The following is a 22,718-nucleotide window of genomic DNA, read 5'->3' as shown; positions in this document are numbered from 1 at the left end:
AGGGATTTCTCCTGTTAGTGGGCGACGGCAGCAGCGCCGTGTTCGTCGATCAGTGCGCCGTTGTGGAAACGGTCGATGGAAAACGGCGCGGCCAGCGGGTGCATTTCACCCTTGGCCAGGCTTGCAGCGAAGACGTTGCCCGAACCCGGGGTGGCCTTGAAGCCGCCGGTACCCCAACCGCAGTTGAAGAACATGTTCGGCACCGGGGTCTTGGAGATGATCGGGCAGGCGTCCGGCGTGGTGTCGACGATGCCGCCCCACTGGCGGTTCATGCGTACGCGGGACAACACCGGGAACATCTCGACGATGGCCTGGACCGTGTGTTCGATCACCGGGTACGAGCCGCGCTGGCCGTAGCCGTTGTAGCCGTCGATACCGGCACCGATCACCAGGTCGCCCTTGTCGGACTGGCTGATGTAGCCGTGCACGGCGTTGGACATGATCACGCTGTCGATGATCGGCTTGATCGGCTCGGACACCAACGCTTGCAGCGGATGGGATTCGATCGGCAGACGGAAGCCCGCGAGCTTGGCCATGTGCCCGGAGTTACCGGCGGTCACCACGCCGACGCGCTTGGCGCCGATGAAGCCCTTGTTGGTTTCCACGCCGATACACACGCCGTTTTCCTTGCGGAAACCGATCACTTCGGTCTGCTGGATCAAGTCCACGCCCAACGCGTCCGCCGCCCGGGCAAAGCCCCAGGCCACGGCATCGTGACGGGCCACGCCGCCGCGACGCTGGACGGTGGCGCCCATCACCGGGTAGCGGGTGTTTTTCGAGCAATCCAGGTACGGGATCTCATCGGCCACTTGCTTGGCGTTGAGCAGCTCGCCATCCACGCCGTTGAGGCGGTTGGCGCTGACGCGACGCTCGGAATCACGGATGTCCTGCAGGGTGTGGCACAGGTTGTAGACGCCACGCTGGGAGAACATCACGTTGTAGTTCAGGTCCTGGGACAGGCCTTCCCAGAGTTTCATCGCGTGTTCGTACAGGTGGGCCGATTCGTCCCACAAGTAGTTGGAGCGCACGATGGTGGTGTTGCGCGCGGTGTTACCGCCGCCCAACCAACCCTTCTCGACCACCGCCACGTTGGTGATGCCGTGTTCCTTGGCCAGGTAGTAGGCGGTCGCCAGACCATGCCCGCCACCGCCGACGATGACCACGTCGTAGACCTTTTTCGGGGTCGGCGTGCGCCACATCCGCTGCCAGTTTTCGTGATGGCTGAGTGAGTGTTTGAAGAGGCCGAAGCCCGAATAGCGTTGCATAGTCATTACTCCAAAACCGACTCAGCGATAAACCGGGAAGTCCGCGCACAGGGCCGCCACTTGCTGTGCGACATTGGCCTCGACATCGGCATCGCCGAGGTTGTCGAGAATGTCGCAGATCCAGCCGGCCAGCGTGACGCACTGGGTAACCTTGAAGCCACGGGTGGTCACCGCCGGGGTGCCGATGCGCAGGCCCGACGTCACGAATGGCGATTGCGGGTCGTTCGGCACGGCGTTCTTGTTGACGGTGATGTGGGCGCGGCCCAAGGCAGCATCGGCATCCTTGCCGGTCAGGCCCTGACGGATCAGGCTGACCAGGAACAGGTGGTTATCGGTACCACCGGACACTACATCGTAGCCGCGCTTGATGAACACGCCAGCCATGGCCTGGGCGTTATCGATCACTTGCTGCTGATAAGCCTTGAAGCCAGGCTCCGCCGCTTCCTTGAAGCACACTGCCTTGCCGGCGATCACGTGCATCAGCGGGCCGCCCTGGGCGCCGGGGAATACCGCGGCGTTGAGCTTCTTCTCGATTTCTTCGTTGGCCTTGGCCAGGATCAGGCCACCACGCGGACCGCGCAGGGTCTTGTGGGTGGTGGTGGTGACCACGTCGGCGTACGGCAGCGGGTTCGGGTACAGACCGGCGGCAACCAGGCCCGCCACGTGGGCCATGTCGACGAACAGCAGGGCACCGACCTTGTCGGCGATCTGACGGAAACGTGGGAAATCCAGGGTCTTGGAGTAAGCGGAGAAACCAGCCACGATCATTTTCGGCTTGTGCTCGACCGCCAGGCGCTCGACTTCATCGTAGTCGATCAGGCCGGTGGTGGTGTCGATGCCGTATTGCACCGCGTTGTAGAGCTTGCCCGAGGACGACACCTTGGCACCGTGGGTCAGGTGGCCGCCATGGGCCAGGCTCATGCCCAGGATGGTGTCGCCGGCCTGCAGCAGGGCCAGGTACACGGCGCTGTTGGCCGAAGACCCGGAGTGCGGCTGGACGTTGGCGTAATCGGCACCGAACAACTGCTTGGCGCGCTCGATGGCCAGGGCTTCGACTTTGTCGACGTGCTCGCAGCCACCGTAGTAGCGCTTGCCCGGATAGCCTTCGGCGTACTTGTTGGTCAGGCCACTGCCTTGGGCCTCCATCACGCGCTTGCTGGTGTAGTTCTCCGACGCGATCAGCTCGATGTGATCTTCCTGGCGTTGCTCTTCGGCGTTCATCGCCGCCAGCAGCGCATCATCGTAGCCTTGAATTTGGTCTTGTTTGCTGAACATCGCGTCTCTCCCAGCGGCGGCGGTGCGCCTTTCGTCTCGGTGAGGCACGGACCATTCGGTCGTGCCCTTTGGATGCGATGGTATGGCTGGCGCAGGCATGTCAAATGCCTATGGACGCCACGCAAAGGTGCGTTTACGACATGGGATCAAAGAGTCGGAGAGCAAGGCCTGCGCGATAGCACTGTGGGAGCAAAGCTTGCTCGCGATCCAGGCGCCGCGATCCATGGGAGACCGCGGCGCTTTCATCGCGGGCAAGCCTTGCTCCCACAGGCCTGTTCCCAAAATACAGTTCCCGCAGGGTTAAGCAGCGATCTGGCGAACCGCGAGCAACAGCAGGAAATGCGCGGGATAAAGGCCATAGGCCCAGCGCCGCATCGCCGGCGGATGAAAACGACCGGCATGTCGCAAAAGCACCTGCCCAAGCCATGGCGCGATCAGGCAAGTCACCAGCCCCCACAACGCCACCCCATCTCCCAACCACGCCGCGCCATACAACACCCGCCATTGGTTGGCCGCCACGCAGACCAACCCCGGCAACAGCGCCATGTACAAGGGACGCTTGAATACCAGCAACATCGCCAGCGGCAGCAGCACACCGAAGAAACCGAACATCAACTGCGACGAAAACAGCGCCGCCAACAGCAACGCCATCACCGCCAGGCATCGCGCCTCCAGGGTGGGCGTTTGCCAGCAGCGCGCCACCAACAATCCCAGCACCAGGGTTGGCATCACATTCAGGGTGGTGGGATCAGGAATGAACAAGCGGTAGGGGATTTCGCTGACGGCACTGAATAGCAGCAGCCAGCCCAGGTACCGCCATGGAGCGGCGCTGGCACCCCTGCGCGCCAGATTCGCCGCCATCGCCAGGCAGAACCACGGGAATGCCAAGCGTCCCGGCACATAGAGCCAGTCGACGGAAAAACCGACATATCGCAGATGATCGAGGACCATCGACAAAAGAGCCAACCACTTGAGCAGGTCCAGGGCCCCGTCACGCCGGTTCATGTATAAAGCCGCGCGACGAGATTGATACTTTCCGACAGAAACATCCGGTGTGTTCCCCCACTAATCTTGGGTAAAGTGCGCACCAGTATCGACCACGGCGCTGTGGACCCAAACACGCCGAACCAGGGAACGCCCCACCCGGGCATTCCGCCAGGGATCTCTTTATCCAGGACTCTCTATTCAGGAGCAAGGCCATGACCGACAAGAGTCAACAGTTTGCCAGCGACAACTATTCCGGCATTTGCCCCGAAGCCTGGGCCGCCATGGAAGAAGCCAACCAGGGTCACCAACGTGCCTACGGCGACGATGAGTGGACCCACCGCGCGGCGGACGATTTCCGGGCCTTGTTCGAAACCGACTGCGAAGTGTTCTTCGCGTTCAACGGCACGGCGGCCAACTCCCTGGCCCTGTCCTCGCTGTGCCAGAGTTATCACAGCGTGATCTGCTCGGAAACCGCCCACGTCGAAACCGACGAATGCGGCGCACCGGAGTTCTTCTCCAACGGCTCCAAGCTGCTGCTGGCACGTACTGAAAACGGCAAGCTGACCCCCGAGGCGATCCGCGAGATCGCCCTCAAGCGCCAGGACATCCACTACCCCAAGCCTCGGGTCGTCACCCTGACCCAAGCCACGGAAGTCGGCAGCGTCTACACGCCGGATGAAATCCGCGCCATCAGCGTCACCTGCAAGGAACTGGGACTGAACCTGCACATGGACGGCGCGCGCTTTTCCAACGCCTGCGCCTTCCTCGGCTGCTCCCCGGCGGACCTGACCTGGAAGGTCGGCGTGGACGTGCTGTGCTTTGGCGGCACCAAGAACGGCATGGCGGTGGGCGAAGCGATCCTGTTCTTCAACCACGACCTGGCCGTGGATTTCGACTACCGCTGCAAACAGGCCGGGCAACTGGCGTCGAAAATGCGCTTCCTGTCCGCGCCCTGGGTCGGCCTGCTACAGAACGACGCCTGGCTCAAACACGCCCGCCACGCCAACCACTGCGCCCAATTGCTGGCAGAACTGGTCAGCGACATTCCCGGCGTGGAACTGATGTTCCCGGTCCAGGCCAACGGCGTTTTCCTGCAACTGTCGGAACCGGCCATCGCCGCGCTGACCGCCAAGGGCTGGCGCTTCTACACCTTCATCGGCAAGGGCGGCGCACGCTTCATGTGCTCGTGGGATACCGAAGAAGCGCGGGTGCGGGAATTGGCGGCGGATATTCGGGAAGTGATGAGTCTTTAAGCGACCACCCAAAGCCTGGATGGCTTTGGGCGCCTTTTGTGGCGAGGGAGCTTGCTCCCGCTGGGCTGCGTAGCAGCCCCATGCGGTGTATCAGGTAGCTCGTGTTTACCGGATAACGACTGCTGCGCAGCCGAGCGGGAGCAAGCTCCCCCGCCACAGGGGGCTCACTGCGGCATCAAAACTCGATCCGCACATCCCCCTTTGGCACGCTGCAGCACGACAGGATGTAGCCCTCGGCCTCGTCGTCCTCGGTGATCCCGCCGTTGTGATCCATCTCCACCTCCCCGCCCAGCTTCAACACCTTGCAGGTGCCGCAGATGCCCATGCCGCAGGCCTTGGGGATCATCATGCCGAGCTTGGCGGCGGCGGCGTGTACGGTTTCGCCCGGGCCCACGCGGATGCTCTTGCCAGAGGAGGTGAATTCCACCAGGTGCAGGTCCGCCGCATCGACTTCCGGCGCGTCGGCCGCCTGTTCGGCCTGTTCCACGGCGTCGGCACGGGCTTCCGGTGGCGTGGCACCGAAGGATTCCTCGTGATAGCGCTTCATGTCGAAGCCACAGGTCTCCAGCAAGCGCTTGACCGCGTTCATGTACGGCGTCGGGCCGCAGCAGAACACTTCACGCTCCAGGAAGTCCGGCGCCATCAACTCCAGCATCTTGTGGTTCAGGTAGCCGCGATAGCCAGCCCAAGGCTCGCCCAGGCCGTGTTTTTCGCAAATCAGGTGGAGGCTGAAGTTGTCGATCCGCGACGCCATGTGTTCCAGCTCGCGGTGATAGATGATGTCCTTGGGCGAGCGGGCGCTGTGGATAAACACCATGTCGACGTTGGCGTTGGTGTCGTAATACCAGCGCGCCATGGACATTACCGGGGTAATCCCGACGCCACCACTGAGGTAGAGCACCTTGGGGCTGGAGAAGTCGATGGCGTTGAACAGCCCCACCGGCCCGTGCACCGCCAACTCCTGACCTTCATGCAGGGTGTCGTGCAACCAGTTGGACACCTTGCCCCCCGGCACGCGCTTGATGGTGACCGAGAAGCTGTAGGGCACCGACGGCGAACTGGAGATGGTGTAGGAGCGCATGATCGGCTGGCCTTCGATTTCCAGCTCCAGGGTGACGAATTGCCCCGGCTTGAAAAAGAACATGATCGGCTGATCGGCCATGAAGCAGAAGGTGCGCACATCCCAGGTTTCCTGGATGACTTTGACGCAACGTACGATATGTCGGCCATTGGCCCAGGTCTGGGTGGTGACCGGGTTCAGGAAGTTATTGGACATGCTGATCTCCACGGCCGACTGTCGGCCTTCATGTTGGCGATTGTGCGCAGGCGCCTGGGTGACCATTTACCTATCTGCGACATTCACATACTTATCGCGACCAGCCCTTAACTACCGGGGCTTGCGCGTCGGGAACAGATTGGGCCATGTCGCCCATGGATAAGGTTCGGCCCCTGCGCGGCCCCACACTCGCCCCAACAGATAAACGAAGTTTTCTGCCTTGCGTAGCACAACCGATTAGTCATTTTCACCGGCTCCGCTTAGAGGGCCACGAGGATAAAACGATGGACACCACTACCCTGAGCCTGGGCGATCCGCTGGAACCCGCACGCAAGGCCACCGCGCAAATGCTGCAAGAGCGCGAGCGCACCTTCTCGCTGCCGCAACCGTTCTACAGCGATGAGCGCCTGTTCGATATCGACATGCAGGAAATCTTCCAGAAGGAATGGTTGATCGCCGGCATGACCTGCGAAATCCCGGCCAAGGGCAACTACCTGACCCTGCAAGTCGGCAAGAACCCGATCATCGTGATTCGCGGTGCCGACGGTGTGGTCCACGCGTTCCATAACGTCTGCCGCCACCGCGGTTCGCGGCTGTGCACCAGCGAAAAGGGTAAGGTCGCCAAACTGGTCTGCCACTACCACCAGTGGACCTACGAGCTGGACGGTCGCCTGCTGTTCGCCGGCACCGAGATGGGCGCCGACTTCGACATGAAGCAGTATGGCTTGAAACCCGTGAACGTGAAGACTGCCGGTGGCTACATCTTCATCAGCCTGGCCGAGAACCCGCCGGCCATCGATGACTTCCTGTCGACGCTGAACCATTACATGGAACCGTACGACATGGAGAACACCAAGGTGGCGGTGCAAACCACCTTGATGGAAAAGGCCAACTGGAAACTGGTGCTGGAAAACAACCGCGAGTGTTACCACTGCAACGCCTCGCACCCCGAATTGCTCAAGACCCTGCTGGAATGGGACGACGTCACCGACCCGCGGGCCGACCAGGCCTTCAAGGACCACGTGGCCGCTTCCGCCGCCGCCTGGGACGCCGAGAAGATCCCTTACGCCCACGCCAGCTTCGGCCTGCGCAATCGTATCGTGCGCATGCCGTTGCTCAAGGGCACCGTGTCGATGACCATGGACGGCAAGCAAGGCTGCGCCAAGCTGATGGGCCGCATCAAGAACCCGGACCTGGGTTCGATGCGCATCCTGCACCTGCCGCACTCGTGGAACCACTGCATGGGCGACCACATCATCGTGTTCACCGTGTGGCCGATCAGCGCCCAGGAAACCATGGTCACCACCAAGTGGCTGGTGCACAAGGACGCGGTCGAAGGCGTGGACTACGACGTGGCGCGCATGCGTGAAGTCTGGGACGCCACCAACGACCAGGACCGTCGCCTGGCCGAAGAAAACCAGCGCGGCATCAACTCCACCGCCTACCAGCCTGGCCCGTACTCCAAGACCTACGAGTTCGGCGTGGTGAACTTCGTGGACTGGTACAGCGAGCGCATGCTCAACAACCTCGGGGCCGAGCCTGCACCGTACCTCAAGGGTGTTCCGGTCCAGGGCTAAGTCAGAAGCATCGCGAGCAAGCTCGCTCCCACAGGGGTTCTGTGTCGTTCACAAAACCTGTGGGAGCGAGCTTGCTCGCGATAGCGGCCTGACACTCACCGACTACTTGGAAGACCACCGCACACTGCCATCCTCCCCATAAAACGTCTCGACAATCTCCTCCCCCACCAACCGCACCTTCACGTACCCATTCAACACCCGCTCCGGATACGCCTCGTCCCCCGCCAATTGAGTCTCCGACCACAGCACCCGGGCATGCCCGTTCAGCTCGCTGGTAGTGCCGTAGGGAATCGCCCCGTGCCCGGCGCAGCGCGCGTGCAACCCGCCTTGCGGCGCGTAGCAGATGCCGTTGTGCAAATGCCCCCAATACCAGTAGTCCGGCTCACGCCCCAGGGCATCGCACACCGGTTGGTAGAGGGCGGTCTTGTTGTGCCCGGAAATATCGAAGCCCTGGTGATGACTGAGCACCATCAACTTCTTGCGCTTGGGCAAGGTTTTCATCCACTCGATCTGCTGGGTGTTGAGGGTGCCGTCCATGTACAGGTTCATCGCGTCCGAGGCGTAGGCACTGTCCAGGCCAACCACCAGCCAGTCGTCGTTGTACAAGGCAAAGTAGCTGGTGCCTTGCTGCACCGGAAAACGCTTGGCCAGTTCCTTGAAGTAACCGTGGGCACCGCTGTACATCTCGTGGTTGGAGTTGAGGGTGAACGAGCCGTGCTTGCCCTGGGGCCAGCCGACCATGTCGACGTCTTCCTGGGAATGGGTACCGGCGTAATACACATCACCCAGATGGATGGTGAAGTCAGCCTGGGCCAGTTGCATCTGATTGGCCACGGCCACCGCCGGCGCGTGACTGTCGAACGGCCCGGTGCCCCAGTCGCCGGCGATGGCCAGCACCACGTCGCTGTCCATTTTCACCAGCGCCGGGTTGGTGGCGAACGGCGCGTGATGCCGCAGGTTTTCGATCCACTTGAGCAGCGCCTCGCTCCACAGCAGGTCCAGCAGCTCCCATTTGCGGCAACCAAGCAAGGTGCCGTCCTTGAGCACCCGGGTCGGCAGTTCGTCTTCGCTTTGCGGCAACGGCGTGGGGTTGCCGATCTTCAGGATCGAAAGGCCGTGGGCCAGCTCCCAGGGTACGGCCGGCTCGTCATCCGGGAGGTCGCCATGCTCGATGACGTGCCGCGCCTGGTCGTGCCCGCGCTGCAGCAGTTTGACGATGGCCTGAAACTCCTCGGGTTCCAGGTCGTTGACGAGTTTCTTCCAGGACATCTCCAGCCGCGTGACCAACCCGTGCAGGCGGACCTTGACCTTGTCGAACTCATGTTCCCAATGGTGCAGTAATGACATGTGAACGCTCCTTCGCAATGCCCTGGGCTACAGGGTCTTCATGAATTCGATCAGGGCCCGTTTGTCGATGTCCGACAGCTGCGTGCCATACAGGTGGCCGCCGTTGTGGTTGCCTTCCAGGCGGGTGTCGTATTTGAAATCCGCCGATGCTTTCATCTGTGCACCGCGGGTGACGAAGCCGACCTTCTCCTGGTCGTAAATGTCAGAGCCGGTGTAGAACACCTGCGGACGCTGTTCCGGCGCTTGCAGCAAATCCCACAGGGTCGGCACCGAACCGTTGTGCAGGTACGGCGCGCGCAGCCAGATGCCGTCGGTGGGGGTGTTGCTGTAGCTCTGGGTCTTGCGGTAGGCGCCAAAGTCGAACGGCGGTTTCTTGAAGCCGTGGAACGCCGTCACCAAGCCTGTGGTGAAGGAATTCAGGCGATGGGGATCAGTGCCCAACTGGTCGATGTTGGTGGTGACCTGGCCGGTGTCGCTGCGGCCGAAATCATGGCAGCCCGCGCAGTTTTTCTCCCAGATCGGTTTGCCCTGGGCGACTTTCGCCGAGTCCAGGGCGAACGGCCAGGCCGGTGCCTTGTGGCCCAGCAGCCAGTTGGTCACCCGGTTGAAACTCGGCGGCAGCACCGATTCCGGTGTCGCGCCCACGGCCATGGCCGCTGCGTAGTTGCGCTCGTGGATCTGGTTGTTATTGCCGTCCCAATGCAGGTACATGGACTCGCGGGGTTTCTGGTTCCAGACCTGTGGCAGATCCACGGTGCCGATGGTGGAGTCATCCGGGAAGCCGAACACCACCATTTTGGTCGGGTTGAAGGTGTCGGTCCGCCCTGGCCCCTGGGCCGGGCGCAGCTTCTGCCAGGCATAGGCCTGCTTCTGCTTGAGCAGCGCACTCTTGGCCATCGGGATGATCAAGTAACGGTTGTACAGTTTTTCGAAAAAACCCAGCTGGAACTTGCCATTGATCGCCGCCATCACCGCCTCGGGGGTGAATTTCGGGTCGCTGGCGCAATCGTAGGCGAACCACTGGAAGGCTTGCAGTTGCAGGGTATTGGCCGGCGCGGCGGCGACCGGCACTGCCACGTCAGTGGCATTGGCCCGGTAGGAACCGGTGTGACACAGGGCGCAATTGGGCTCGACCGTGGGGTAACCGAGTTGCCGCTTGGCCATGCCGATGGGCAGGTCTTTGCCGTTTTCATAGAGAAACCCGAACACTTCGTAGCCGCCGGGCTTGGGCAGTTTTTCCGGGCACATTTGCGGCAGCACGGCGAACAGGTAGTAGGGAATCCGCGCCTCGATGCCCAGGCCGATCGCGGCGTATTTGTAATGGTCTTCGTCGGAGGCAAAGTCCGGTTGCGGCACCTCCCGGATCATTTGGTACCAGGTCTGGTAGCCAATGAAACCCAGCAGCACGACCACCACCAACATGCCGACCTTGAACCCGTGGCTCTGCCAGCGCAGCGCCCAGCCGGCGCGCCACTCCCGCCAACCGTCGCAGAGCAAGGCCAACGGACGATTGGCCACCGGGCTGCCCAGGTACAGCAGCACGCCCAGGATCAGGAACATGCTCAGGTCGCCCATCAACATCGGCACAAATAATTGGCCCTGGTTATTGGTGTTGATCAGGTAGATCCAGAACACCACCGCCACCAGCCGCGACAGCACGCACAACCACGAATGCACCACGAAACGCAGCGCGTTGAACCCCGAGGGCATGTAGAACAGGCTGATCCCCACCAGCAACATGCCGGCGTTCTCCAGCCAGGGATCGGACAAGACAGGTGGCAGGCCGATCATGGACGTCAGCAATGCCGGCGCGAACAACGCCGGGATCGCGAAGAACATGTTCATGACAATCCCGACCCAGATGATGCGTTGGAACCAGCGGATGTAAGCGTTCATGGCATCCTTTTCCTTATTCTTGGCTCAGAGCAAAGCTTTTGTGGCGAGGGAGCTTGCTCCCGCTAGGCGTAGGAGCTGTCGAGTGCAACGAGGCTGCGATCTTTCCCCGGACACTTGAATCCCAAGCGAAAGATCAAAAAGATCGCAGCCTTCGGCAGCTCCTACAGAGCCGAGCGGGAGCAAGCTCCCTCGCCACGGATCAGTTGTGCCCCTAGCCGAGGGCGGTCTTTTCCAAGTGCCCAAGAATGATCGGATACACATCCACCACCGCATCCTTGCCAAACATGCAGTCGATATGGCCATACCCCGGCACTTCGTGGCGGCTGAACAACTGCGGGCCATGCATCTCGCACAGTCGCTCGTAGGTCTTGAGGGTGCTTTGCGGCAGGTAGCACTGGTTGTCGGCGCCGCTGATGAAGCAGATCGGCAACTTCAACCGATCGAAATGCGGCATGTAGACGTCGTTGCCCTTGAAGTCCACCAGGTGCCCCTTGCGCACGATCAGCGCCAGGTGCTCGAAGGTCTGGATGTTCGACTCGCCGAACAGCTCATGCAGGTTGTCGTGCAGGGTTTCGTTGAGGGTGTCGTGGCGGTACAACGATGCATACATGAACGTGATGCGATGGCAGACCGGGTTGGTGCAATAGCCCTGGGCCTCGATCCGGGCATAGCCATTGAGGGCCTTGTCGTAGAGTTTGTTGAACCAGCTTTCCTTGGTGTCGGCGTAGGCCGTGAGGGACTTGATGCCGATGGCATCGAGCATTCCCGGCAAGTGCAAACCGGCCTTCAGACCGGTGGCGGTGGCGACCACCGTGTCGGCGGCGATCTGCGAGCAGACCACCGAGCGCACACCCTGCAGCCCCGCCAGCATCGACATGAAGAACGTCGTCGCGCCGTAGCAATGCACCACGCACTGCACGTCACGGGCCAGGGTCGCTTGCTGGATCTGCTCGATGGCGGCCTTGAAATCGTACTGGGCCACCTGGTCGCCGTTCCATTCATGCTTGCTGGCCGGCAGCAGGATGCTCACCCGTAAATCCAGGAGCCAGACGTCGTATTCGTGCTTGCAGAGGTATTCCAGCAGGTTGGTATGGATGGTGTCGGTGGAGAAGATGTTCGAGCCCACACCCAAGCCATGGACCAACATCACCGGACCTTTGGTGCCGGCCTGATAACGGGTCAGGCGCAGCTCGACGTTGTCTTCGGTCTGGAAGAAATGCACGGCCGGCGCCGGCGCATCCAACGGCCGTTTCAACCGGGGCGGCGCGTCCGGGTTGAAATAGACGTCGCCGGCGAAGACACCGCCGTAGCTCTCCCACAGGATCCCGGCAAAGAACTTGCCGAATCGCGCCAGCGCCTCCACGCGCTCACGCTCGTTGCGCGCGTTGAGCACTTTCATGGTGGTCATCTGCTTGGCGAAGTCGGCCGGCAGGATGTGCATCACGCCGCAGCCAATCACTGCGCCGGTCTTGTCCGGCCCGCGATAGAGCGTGACATAGAGCGTGCTGGTGTCGTGCCAGATATTCAGCACGCCGTTGTCCTCGGGCACGGTCTTGAAGGCGCTGAAGTAATAGTCGCTGCCGTCCTCGGCGGTCAGCTTCATGTCGTAGTTCATGTGCCGTACGCCGACCTGTTCCTGGTACTGCTCGAACAGGTTGAACACCCCGTTGCTGGCCACCAGCGGTTGCGGTGAGAGCAGCGGTGCCTCGAGGGTGCCCACCAGGGTGGCGGCGTGTTCCGGCTCCTTGATCAGACGGTTGAGGTCGGCGGCGGTGATGGTCAGGGTGAATTCGATGGGCGAGTTGTCGGCCTTGCCGCGCTTGGCCGCCGCTGCGTACAGGCTCAGATCGGTGCCCTGGGCCTGGGTGAAGGCCGTGGAGAAGTAGCCCTTCATGGTTTCGGTGAATTGCACGCCGAGGGTCGGCGGCGCCACCGCTTTGCGCGGGGCCGAGGGCAGCGTGTAGTCGATGATCCAGCCACGGTCGGCCGCCAACAGGCCCATGTTGCGCTCGCTTACCGCCGAGATGGTCAGCAGCGGGTTGACCGCCAAGGACGTGGGAATCACCGCACCGTCAGTCACGTACAGGCCCGGGTAGACATCGGTGCCACTGGCGCCACTGAACACCTGGCCCTTATGGTTGACCACCCCTTGCGTCGCGTCCTCGCCCATCACGCAACCGCCCAGGGGGTGGACCGAAACGATGCTGTGCTTGAGCAGCTTGGTCCAGATCGGGTTCTCGACCCAGATCCCGCCCAGGGCCTTGGTGCTCTGGTGCAGCCGCTCGTTGCCAAGGGTGACGTTCTCCTGTTCGCCGCCGCCGGGCCAGTCGATGCGCAACTGGTCCTTGTTGTCGAGCAGCATGCGGCCCTTGGCGTTGTCATGGCTCATGATCAAGTAGGTCTGCATGTTGTGCAGCGCGCCGTAATACGGCCCGCGCAGGAAGCTCTCGGCCTCCCGGCCCTTGTACTTGAGGCTGGCACCGAAACCGGTGTCGGTGGGCACGCCGATCATTTCGGCAAACGCCGCCATGCTCGGCACCATGGCCCGGCCGAGGGCGCCGGGAATCGAACCTTCCTCGATGACCATGCGGCTGCGCCAGTCGCCTTCGGTGCGCATGTCGATGATCGAGGTGATGCACGGCCCCACCGGCTCCAGCTCCTTGGCCGGATGGGCGCCGAAACCGATGCCATTGATGACCTGGTCGCAGTTATGGCCGAAGCCGAGGATGTCGCCGTTGCCGCTCATGTGCTCGCCCAGTTGGCTGGACATGGCCAGGCCCTTGTCCCGCGAGCGCAACATGATTTCGGTGGAGCCCAGGGTGCCGGCGGACACCACCACGATATCGGCCCGCACGAACAACGTGGGCGCCGAGAACAGCTCGCGGCCGCTGTCCAGGTATTGGAAGTGCACGATCCAGCCGTCGCCGTCGCGCTCCAGGTGCCGCACCTCGGCCTGGCAGAAAATTTCCGCGCCGTGGTTCCAGGCATCCGGCAGGTAATTCATCAGCGTGGTGTTCTTGGCCTTGTTGTTACAGCCCGAGACGCAATCGCCACAGCCATTGCAGGGCAACTGTTCGACGCCGACGTGGTTGAGGTTGTTGGGCAGCTTGTCGAAGGTCACGTTGATCGGCGGCTTGTAGAAATGCGCGCCTTGCTTGAGGTAATCGGCCGACTTCTTGTGAGCGTCGAGCTTGGGCAGGTTCGGTGCTGAAGCCGGGTAAGGGTTGGGCTTGAGCATCTCCCGGGCCCGGGCGTAGCCGTCCTTGAGCAGCGTGTCGCGGTGCTCCCGTACCGCCAGGGGCCAGCGCGGGTCGTCGAATACGCCAGGCTCCGGCTCCAGCGCAACGTTGGCATTGATCAGCGACGTGCCGCCCAGGCCGCAGCCAACCACCACGTTCTGCTGGGCGTTGACGTGCAGGTCAAACAGCCCGGTGCGCGAGCCGATATGCCCGTCCGGATCATGGACCTGCAGTTCCTCGGTGGCCGCGAGCAGGGTGTTGGGGTATTCGCCGGGCTGGATCTCCCGGCCACGCTCCAGCAGGCATACCTTGCGTCCGGCCCGGGACAGGCGCGAGGCAGCAATGCCGCCACCGTAGCCGGAACCGATGACGATGACGTCGTAGTGCTCCTGGATATCACTGATGGGGGTTGAGATCCGTGTCATGTTCAAGTCCTCTCAGGCAGAAGGGGCAACTCTGCGGTTGCCTGCAAATCGACAGGCGCACGAACGCCTGGCCACTGTCCCGTGCAGGGTCCAGCGGCAGTCAGCGGTGCTACAGGGGGAAAAACCGGACGCTATAGACGTGCACGCTGATTGGCGGCGCGACGGTGGATGCGTTTATGCAGCGAAGCAGGCGGTGCCGGGACGCAGGTCAGCAGGGGAAGCGGGTGCGAGCGGGGGTGATTGCTATCCATCATGTGTTCTCCCTGAACCTGATGTGGATAAAGTGCGATGTCCTTGTGCCATGGAAGTGAAGACAGCCGACAGACCTGCGTCAAGGTTGGGCCTTAGAACTGTATGAAATTTGATCTATCGCGATTTGCGCTATGCCGGCCGTGGCCTGCAGCGTTTGGCGAACAAGTTATCCACATGGCCACCCACAGCAAATGGGGACAAGTGTGCGTAAGTCGGGCATTTTCTCCCCGGCAAAGTGAATAAAAACCGTGACTTATGGACAATGCCGGTTTTACTGGCTTATCGGTTGTTTTTTGACCAACTCCCTGTAAGCCCCGATAAGCATGGGCTGTGGCGGTGAGCAAACACCTTATCCACAGAAGCGCCAACAGTGTTTGGGGGTAATTTTGACGATTCTGTGGAAAACCCCGTGGACGGCTTGTAAATCGCGGTTTTCCGGAGGTTTTACCGATAAAAAACACCAATCGATCATTTTATGATCAATCCACTGAACACCACGTCCCGTATGGCTTGCAGCGTTGAGCGAACATCTTATCCACAGAAGCGCCAACAGAGATTGGGGGCAAGTTTCGCCTGATAGGAGTCGTTATTCACAACAAAAAGCCAATAAAAACCGTGGGTTAGACTAGCTACTTTTTGATCGCAGGCCGGCAGGGCCCGATTTGCATGGGGTGCAGCGAGGGGCGAACAGGTTATCCACAGAGGCGCGCACAGGGATTGTGAGTAAACACATGCCCCTGTGGGAGCGAGCTTGCTCGCGATGGCGGTGCGTCAGTCAACATCGATGCCACTGATCTACCGCTATCGCGAGCAAGCTCGCTCCCACAGGGTTTCAGGGCCGCCGTGCCGGCTACGGCCGATGCATGAGATAGGCCGCGCCCGTTACTTGAATCAACGGATGCGGGACGACCTGACAGGTTTTGACAATGCCAAAGCCATGGCGCTCGTAAAAACGCCGGGCGCCGGTGTTCGCGGCGTAGTCGATCAGGCTCAGGCCCTTGAGTGCCAGTTGATCGGCACGCTGTTGCGCCAGTTCGAGGAAGCGAACGCCGAGCCCCTTGTTACGCCAGCCTTCATGCAGGGCCAAGCTTGAGATATAGAGGGTGTCGGGCACTTCCATGTCGGCGTAGGGCGCCAGGACCGGGTCTGTGACTGGGGCCGCCTGTGGATCATGACGCGTTACATAAGCGTGCATCATGCCGATGACCTGTCCGTTGGCCTGGGCGACAAGGCAGTTCTGGTAGGAAAAATCGACACCTTCCCGGGCATAACGCGCGGCGCCCACGTCAAGGAGATCCTGGCCTGGCTCCGCCAGCTGGCTCCAGATGTAATCCGACGCACCCTCTGAGGAAATCCGGAACAGACGGGCGATCTCCCGTGCATCCGTGGGCAAGGCCGGGCGAATTGCTACTTCCATTGATAGGACTCCATTGGCGATGAAACGACCTTTTTCACCCACAGGCTTGAAACGCGGCAACCCGTCAGGCCAGCGGTTTTATGGCCGGATGTTGCAGCAGGTCAGGTGGGTGTTTTTTGAGCGCAGGCCTGGATGGCCTGGTTTACGGCGGGGGGCCGAGCAGGTTATCCACAGAGACGCACAGCAATGGTGGGCAAACACGGCCCTCCTGTGGGAGCGAGCTTGCTCGCGATAGCGGCGTGTCAGCGAAGAAGATGCAACCTGACATACCGCCATCGCGAGCAAGCTCGCTCCCACAAAGGGATTCAGGTATTCCTGGGTTTAGCGAACAACCCCTTCCTCAATCAACAACTTGAGAATGGCCTCGGCCCCGGCCTCCGGGCTCACGCCTTTGAGCACTTGCCCGCCTCCGCCGCTGGCCTTGGCCGTGGCGGCTTTCATGCGGTCGGCGCCACTCTTGGCCTTGATCACTTTCAAGCGCTTGGGGCGTGGCTTGGCCGGTTGCAGGGTCGCCACCGCCAGCAAGGTGTCGTCGATCACTTCGACTTCCTCGGCATGCAATGCCCCACGCCGGGCCGGGCCGTAGGCGCTTTGCCGAGGTTTTGGCGCGGCGTTATCCACAGTGGCCAGGAATGGCAGGCGCACTTTGAGACGGCGCCGTTGGCCGCGGGGCAAGGCTTGCAGCACCAGGGCCACGCCGCTGTCGATGGACTCGACCTGGGCCAGCCCCACCACCAACGGCCAACCGAGGTTTTCCGCCAGCAGAAAGGGAAGCATGCCCGAGCCTTCACCGGTTTCCGCCTGGCTGCCGGTGAGCACCACTTGGGCGCCAGCGTCACGCAGGTAGTCGGTCAGGGCCGGCAGGGCGTCGGCCCCCTCGGGATTTTCCAGGACGTGGAGTTCATCCAGGCCCATGCCCAAGTAGGCGCGCAGGGCCGGTTCGGCCACGTCACCGGCGTGCAGCACTTGCAGGTCGTTGCCGGCCAGTTGCAGGCCCAGTTCCACGGCCCGGGCGTCCTGTTCGGCGCGCCGGGGCCGACCGGAAGTGGGGTGGGCGCCAATGGACACGAGGCTGATCACTTGGGTACTCATCAACTTATCCTTCTTAAGCCGCATCGCGCTTGGCTTCGTTGCGGTAAGCCTCTACCGCCGCGATCAAGGCCTGGAGAATCGCCGCGCTGTCACCGATCACCGACAGGTCTGCCCGTTTGATCATGTCGCAGCCTGGGTCGAGGTTGATCGCCACCACCTTGTCGCAGGCGCCAATGCCCTGCAGGTGCTGGATCGCCCCGGAAATCCCCACCGCCACGTAGACCCGTGCCGTGACCCAGGTACCGGACGCACCGACCTGGCGATCCCGGGCCATGAAGCCGTCGTCCACTGCCACCCGCGAAGCGCCTTCGGTGGCGCCCAGGGCCGCAGCGGTCTGGTGGAACAGCGCCCAGTCCTTGACCCCGTTGCCGCCAGAGAAAATGAATTCGGCCTCGGCCATCGGGATCGCGCCCGGGTCCACCGCCACCGCACCGAGATCTTCGATTCGCGACAAGCTGCGGGCCACGCTTGTGGATAACTCCACCGGCGAGGCTTCGTGGCGGGTTTCGCTGACCGGTTCGGCGCATTCGGCCGCTGCCAGGATCAAGCGCGCCAGTGGCCGGGCCAAGTCTTGCAGGCCCGCACCGGCACGGCCAATGCACTCCTCGCCCTTGACCTGCCAGACCCGCGTGGCCGGGCGCTCGCCCAGGGCTGCGGCAAAACGCCGGCCCAGTTCACCGCCACCGGTGCGGCTGTCGGGCAGCAGCCAATGGCGTGGGTTGAATTGGTTATCCACAGCCCGCAGGCCCTGCACCCGTTGTTCCGGTGCATAACCGCTGAAGGCCTCACCTTCCAGTACCAGCAAGCGGTCGACACCGGCCGTGGCGAAGGCGTTTTCCTTGTGCTCACCGAACACCACTGCCAGCACCGCGCCGTCCGTCCCCGCAAGCTGATGGGCCAGGCCCAGCAGATCGCGGTCGTGGCTGCTGAGGCGACCACCGACCATGTCCGGCACCACACTGATGTAGAACGCCGGTTGCGGCACCTGATGCAGCGGCAATTGCACTTCGGTCGCGGCGGTACGCTTGGTCGCGCCACCCTGCTGGGCACCGCTGCGGTCGATGCGCTTGATGCCGTTGGGGCCGATGAAACCGATGCCATGGACGTTCTTGCGAATGACGCCGTTGGGGCCCATCCAGCTGTGTTGTGCCGGTTGCATGGCCGCGTGCAGCGGGTGCAGGCGGTTGCGGGCGATCCACTCGGCGCGAGGGTCGCGGCGGATGATGTCGCTCATTAATGCACCTCCGCAGGTTCACGTTTGGCTGGGGCCACGGGCTTGCTCGGCGTTGCGTCTTCAAGCAATGCGTCAGCCACCAGTTCGGCAATGTCCTTGATCATTGGCCGTGGTTCGACCACGCCTTCGAGCATCGCGGTGCACTGTGGACAACCCACCGCCACCAGCTCAGCGCCGGTTTCGCGAATGTCGTCCATGCGCATGTCAGGAATCCGCTGCTTGCCTGGAATGTCAGTGATCGGCGCACCGCCGCCGCCGCCGCAGCAACGCGAACGGAAACCGGAACGCTGCATCTCCTTGACCTCGATACCCAGCGCACGCAGCACCTGGCGCGGCGCCTCGTATTCGCCGTTGTAGCGGCCCAGGTAGCACGGGTCGTGATACGTCACGCTGTCGCCCTTGTGCTGGCCGAGGTTCAGCGCACCGGCGTCGATAATCTCCGCCAGATAGGTGCTGTGGTGCTGCACCAGGTAGTTGCCATCGAAGGCGCCGTACTCGTTTTTCAGCACATGGAAGCTGTGGGGGTCGCAGGTGACGATGCGGTTGAAGCTGTATTTGGCCAGGGTCTGGATGTTGCGTTTGGCCAACAGTTGGAACGTCGCTTCGTCACCCAGGCGCCGGGCCACGTCGCCACTGTCGCGTTCTTCGAGGCCGAGCACGGCAAAATCGATTTTCGCCGCCTTCAGCACTTTGACGAAGGCGCGCAAGGTGCGCTGGTTGCGCATGTCGAAGGCACCGTCGCCGACCCAGAACAGCACGTCGGTGGATTTCTTCTCGCTGAGCAGGTTCAAGTTCAGGTCCGCCGCCCAGTTCATCCGCCCGCCCGGGGCAAAGCCGCCAGGGTTGTCGGTGGCAATGAGGTTTTCCAGCACCTCGGCACCCTTGTTCGGCGTGGCGCCTTTTTCCAGGGTCAGGTGGCGACGCATGTCGACGATGGCATCGACGTGCTCGATCATCATCGGGCATTCCTCGACGCACGCACGGCAGGTGGTGCAGGACCACAGGGTCTCGGCGTCTACCAGGCCGTTGACGATCGGCTGATGGGGATTACCCGCATGTTCGCCCACAGGTTTGCCCGGGTATGGGCTGCCAGCGAATTTCGCGTCGGTGCCGCCGGCCAGGCCGACGACCATGTCCTGGATGAGTTTTTTCGGGTTCAACGGCTGGCCGGCCGCGAACGCCGGGCAGGCAGCCTCACACTTGCCGCACTGCACGCAGGCGTCGAAGCCCAGCAGTTGGTTCCAGGTGAAATCCTTGGGTTTCTCCACGCCCAGTGGCGCGGCGGGATCGTTCAGGTCCAGCGGCTTGAGACCGGTGGAACGGCCGCCGCCAAAGCGCTCGGCGCGGCGGTGCCAGGCCAGGTGCAGGGCACCGGCGAAGGCGTGCTTCATCGGCCCGCCCCAGGTCATGCCGAAGAACAATTCCGACACGCCCCACAGCACACCGACACCCAGGACCGCCGCCACCAGCCAACCGCCGAAGTTCTCCGGCAGGATGCCCGCCACCGGCAGGGTCACCAGGAAGAACGACGCCGAAAACGCCAACAGGCTTTTCGGCAGGCGCATCCACGGGCCCTTGGACAAACGGGCCGGCGGATTGCGCCGACGCAGGTAGACGAAGATCGCACCGACGAACATGACGGCCGACATCAACAGCAACGCATAGCCGAGGAAACGGTTATGCAGGCCAAACCCGTGGACCAGGATCGCCAGCACCACCGACGCCACCGCACCACCGGCCGTGGCCACGTGGGTGTTGGCAATGTATTTGTCCCGCGCCACTACGTGGTGCAAATCCACCATGTAGCGCTTGGGCATGGCAAAGAGACCGCCGATCAGGTCGACCTTGGCCGGTCGTCCCCGGCGCCACATGTTCACCCGCCGCAAGGCGCCGAGGACCGCGAGGCCCAGGGCTGCGAACAGCAGGATTGGAAGAAGGGTGTTCAGCATGGTGAAGCTCCCAAAGACCTCAGGTCTTGCAGGCACAGAAACCTGGATGTCTTGCTCGATCCCTGTGGGAGCGAGCTTGCTCGCGAAGACGGACTCAGATCCAACATAAATGTCGCCTGATCCACCGCTATCGCGAGCAAGCTCGCTCCCACAGGGTTATCCACAAGCCGTTAGAAATCCTTGCACAACCGCAGGGCGTCGTAGATGGCCGCGTGGGTATTACGCTGGGCCACGCAGTCACCGATGCGGAACAGCAGGTAGCCATCGCCGCTCTGCTCCAGGCACGGCTGGGGCTTGATCGCGAACAAGGCTTCGACGTCGATCTGGCCCTTGTTGCGCGAACCTTCCTTGAGCGCGTAGTAGATTTCTTCGTCCGGCCGCACGCCGTTTTCCACCACCACCTGGTCCACCACGCGTTCTTCCTTGGCGCCGGTGTATTCGTTCTCCAGCACCGCCACCAGCTTGTCGCCTTCGCGGTAGACCTTCTCCAGCATCATGTCCCCGGTCATGATCACTTCCTTGGGGTACATGCTGCGGTAGTACGTGGGGAACGAAGTCCCGCCAATGGCCACGCCCGGCTTGATGTCGTCGGTGACGATCTCGACCTGGCTGCCTTTGTCGGCGAGGAAGTCGGCCACCGACATGCCGGTGAACTCGCAAATGGTGTCGTAGACCAGCACGTTCTTGCCCGGCGCGACCTTGCCGTCGAGCACGTCCCAACTGCTGACCACCAGCCCTTCGGCGGCGCCCCAGTGTTCGTTCTGCTCCAGGAACGGATGGCCGCCGACGGCGAGCACTACCACATCCGGACGCAGGTCCATGATCGTCGCCGCGTCAGCCGCCACGCCCAGGCGCAGGTCGACTTTCAGCCGCGCCAGTTCCAGTTGGAACCAGCGAGTGATACCGGCGATCTGGTCCCGTTGCGGGGCTTTCGAGGCGGTAGTGATCTGCCCGCCGATGAATTCCTTCTTCTCGAACAAGGTCACGTCGTGCCCACGTTCGGCAGCGACACGCGCCGCTTCCATCCCGGCCGGGCCGGCACCGACGACGACCACTTTGCGCTTGGGCCCGGTGGACTTCTCGATGATGTGCGGCACGCCCATGTATTCACGGGACGTCGCGGCGTTCTGGATGCACAGCACGTCCAGGCCTTGGTACTGACGGTCGATGCAGTAGTTGGCGCCCACGCACTGCTTGATCTGGTCAATCTGGCCCATCTTGATCTTGGCGATCAGGTGCGGGTCGGCGATGTGGGCACGGGTCATGCCGACCATGTCGACGTAACCGCCTTCCAGGATCCGCGTGGCCTGGTTCGGGTCCTTGATGTTCTGCGCGTGCAGCACCGGGACCTTGACCACTTCCTTGATACCGGCGGCCAAGTGCAGGAACGGCTCCGGTGGATAACTCATGTTCGGGATGACGTTGGCCAGGGTGTTGTGGGTGTCGCAACCCGAGCCCACCACGCCGATGAAATCCAGCATGCCGGTGTCGTCGTAGTATTTGGCGATCTGCTTCATGTCCTCGTGGGACAAGCCGTCCGGGTGGAACTCGTCGCCGCACAGGCGCATGCCCACGCAGAAATCGTCGCCCACTTCGGCGCGCACGGCCTTCAGCACTTCCAGGCCGAACTTCATGCGGCCTTCGAAGCTGCCGCCCCATTCGTCGGTACGCTTGTTGACCCGCGGGCTCCAGAACTGGTCGATCATGTGCTGGTGCACGGCGGACAGCTCGACGCCGTCCAGGCCACCGGCCTTGGCACGCCGTGCCGCCTGGGCGTAGTTGCCAATCACCCGCCAGATTTCTTCCGGCTCGATGGTCTTGCAGGTGGCACGGTGCACCGGCTCACGCACGCCGGACGGCGACATCAGGGTCGGCCAATTGAAACCGTCCCAGCGCGAGCGACGGCCCATGTGGGTAATCTGGATCATGATCTTGGCGCCATGCTTGTGCATGGCGTCGGCCAGGTTCTGGAAGTGCGGGATAATGCGGTCGGTGGACAGGTTCACCGAGCTCCACCATTCCTGCGGGCTGTCGATGGCAACCACCGACGAGCCACCACAGATCGCCAGGCCGATGCCGCCCTTGGCCTTCTCTTCGTAATACTTCACGTACCGGTCGGTGGTCATGCCGCCGTCGGTGGCGTAGACCTCGGCGTGCGCGGTGCTGAGCACGCGGTTGCGGATGGTCAGCTTGCCGATCTGGATCGGCTGGAACATTGCTTCAAAAGCCATGGC

Annotated in this window: 14 protein-coding genes; 2 read left to right on the top strand and 12 right to left on the bottom strand. The window is 62.4% G+C overall.

Features of this window, described 5'->3' with window-relative positions:
* Positions 1-14 precede the first annotated feature (14 nt).
* From IB266_RS23955 to IB266_RS23945, 3 genes are all read right to left on the bottom strand, one after another.
* Positions 15-1,265 (bottom strand): sarcosine oxidase subunit beta, encoded by a 1,251-nt coding sequence (locus IB266_RS23955; protein ID WP_003177603.1) that lies wholly within the window; start codon positions 1,263-1,265, stop codon positions 15-17.
* A 21-nt stretch (positions 1,266-1,286) separates the two neighbouring features.
* A complete protein-coding gene (gene glyA, locus IB266_RS23950) occupies positions 1,287-2,540 on the bottom strand; it encodes a serine hydroxymethyltransferase (protein ID WP_003206308.1) in 1,254 nt (417 codons plus the stop codon).
* A 300-nt stretch (positions 2,541-2,840) separates the two neighbouring features.
* Positions 2,841-3,545 carry a TraX family protein gene (locus IB266_RS23945; protein ID WP_192262767.1) on the bottom strand — a complete coding sequence of 235 codons (705 nt, stop codon included), beginning with the start codon at positions 3,543-3,545 and terminating at the stop codon, positions 2,841-2,843.
* A gap of 194 nt (positions 3,546-3,739) precedes the next feature.
* Here IB266_RS23945 and IB266_RS23940 point away from each other — a divergent pair, with 194 nt between their 5' ends.
* Complete coding sequence (locus IB266_RS23940) at positions 3,740-4,780, top strand: low specificity L-threonine aldolase (RefSeq protein WP_192262765.1); 1,041 nt, start codon at positions 3,740-3,742, stop codon at positions 4,778-4,780.
* A 175-nt stretch (positions 4,781-4,955) separates the two neighbouring features.
* Here IB266_RS23940 and gbcB read toward each other — a convergent pair whose 3' ends face one another.
* Positions 4,956-6,056, bottom strand: coding sequence for a glycine-betaine demethylase subunit GbcB (gene gbcB / locus IB266_RS23935; protein WP_192262763.1), 1,101 nt, complete (start codon positions 6,054-6,056; stop codon positions 4,956-4,958).
* A 284-nt stretch (positions 6,057-6,340) separates the two neighbouring features.
* Here gbcB and gbcA point away from each other — a divergent pair, with 284 nt between their 5' ends.
* Entirely contained in the window at positions 6,341-7,633 is a 1,293-nt protein-coding gene (gene gbcA / locus IB266_RS23930) for a glycine-betaine demethylase subunit GbcA (RefSeq protein ID WP_122566619.1), read from the top strand.
* Positions 7,634-7,735: 102 nt separating this feature from the next.
* Here the strand turns inward: gbcA and IB266_RS23925 are convergent, their stop codons facing one another.
* The 8 genes from IB266_RS23925 to dgcA form a co-directional block, all read right to left on the bottom strand.
* Positions 7,736-8,980, bottom strand: coding sequence for a metallophosphoesterase (locus IB266_RS23925; RefSeq protein ID WP_192262761.1), 1,245 nt, complete (start codon positions 8,978-8,980; stop codon positions 7,736-7,738).
* Positions 8,981-9,007: 27 nt separating this feature from the next.
* Positions 9,008-10,876: a hypothetical protein gene (locus IB266_RS23920; protein ID WP_192262759.1), complete on the bottom strand. Its 1,869-nt coding sequence runs from the start codon at positions 10,874-10,876 to the stop codon at positions 9,008-9,010.
* A 211-nt stretch (positions 10,877-11,087) separates the two neighbouring features.
* A complete protein-coding gene (locus IB266_RS23915; RefSeq protein WP_192262757.1) occupies positions 11,088-14,540 on the bottom strand; it encodes a GMC oxidoreductase in 3,453 nt (1,150 codons plus the stop codon).
* A gap of 1,102 nt (positions 14,541-15,642) precedes the next feature.
* Positions 15,643-16,209 (bottom strand): GNAT family N-acetyltransferase, encoded by a 567-nt coding sequence (locus IB266_RS23910; protein ID WP_060740290.1) that lies wholly within the window; start codon positions 16,207-16,209, stop codon positions 15,643-15,645.
* A gap of 321 nt (positions 16,210-16,530) precedes the next feature.
* Positions 16,531-17,301, bottom strand: a complete 771-nt coding sequence (locus IB266_RS23905; protein WP_060740289.1) for an electron transfer flavoprotein subunit beta — start codon at positions 17,299-17,301, stop codon at positions 16,531-16,533.
* 13 nt (positions 17,302-17,314) lie between these two features.
* The gene (locus tag IB266_RS23900; RefSeq protein WP_192262755.1) at positions 17,315-18,535 is read right to left on the bottom strand and encodes an electron transfer flavoprotein subunit alpha/FixB family protein; all 1,221 of its coding nucleotides are present in this window, start codon (positions 18,533-18,535) and stop codon (positions 17,315-17,317) included.
* The gene (dgcB, locus tag IB266_RS23895; RefSeq protein ID WP_192262753.1) at positions 18,535-20,484 is read right to left on the bottom strand and encodes a dimethylglycine demethylation protein DgcB; all 1,950 of its coding nucleotides are present in this window, start codon (positions 20,482-20,484) and stop codon (positions 18,535-18,537) included. The genes IB266_RS23900 and dgcB overlap by 1 nt, the downstream gene beginning before the upstream one ends.
* A 170-nt stretch (positions 20,485-20,654) precedes the next feature.
* The gene (dgcA, locus tag IB266_RS23890; RefSeq protein ID WP_060740286.1) at positions 20,655-22,715 is read right to left on the bottom strand and encodes a dimethylglycine demethylation protein DgcA; all 2,061 of its coding nucleotides are present in this window, start codon (positions 22,713-22,715) and stop codon (positions 20,655-20,657) included.
* Positions 22,716-22,718: the final 3 nt, after the last annotated feature.

Origin of the sequence: Pseudomonas sp. Pdm06 (genome assembly GCF_014851795.1) — a bacterium.
Taxonomy (GTDB): domain Bacteria; phylum Pseudomonadota; class Gammaproteobacteria; order Pseudomonadales; family Pseudomonadaceae; genus Aquipseudomonas; species Aquipseudomonas fluorescens_AA.
This window is presented reverse-complemented; position numbering and strand designations above follow the sequence as displayed.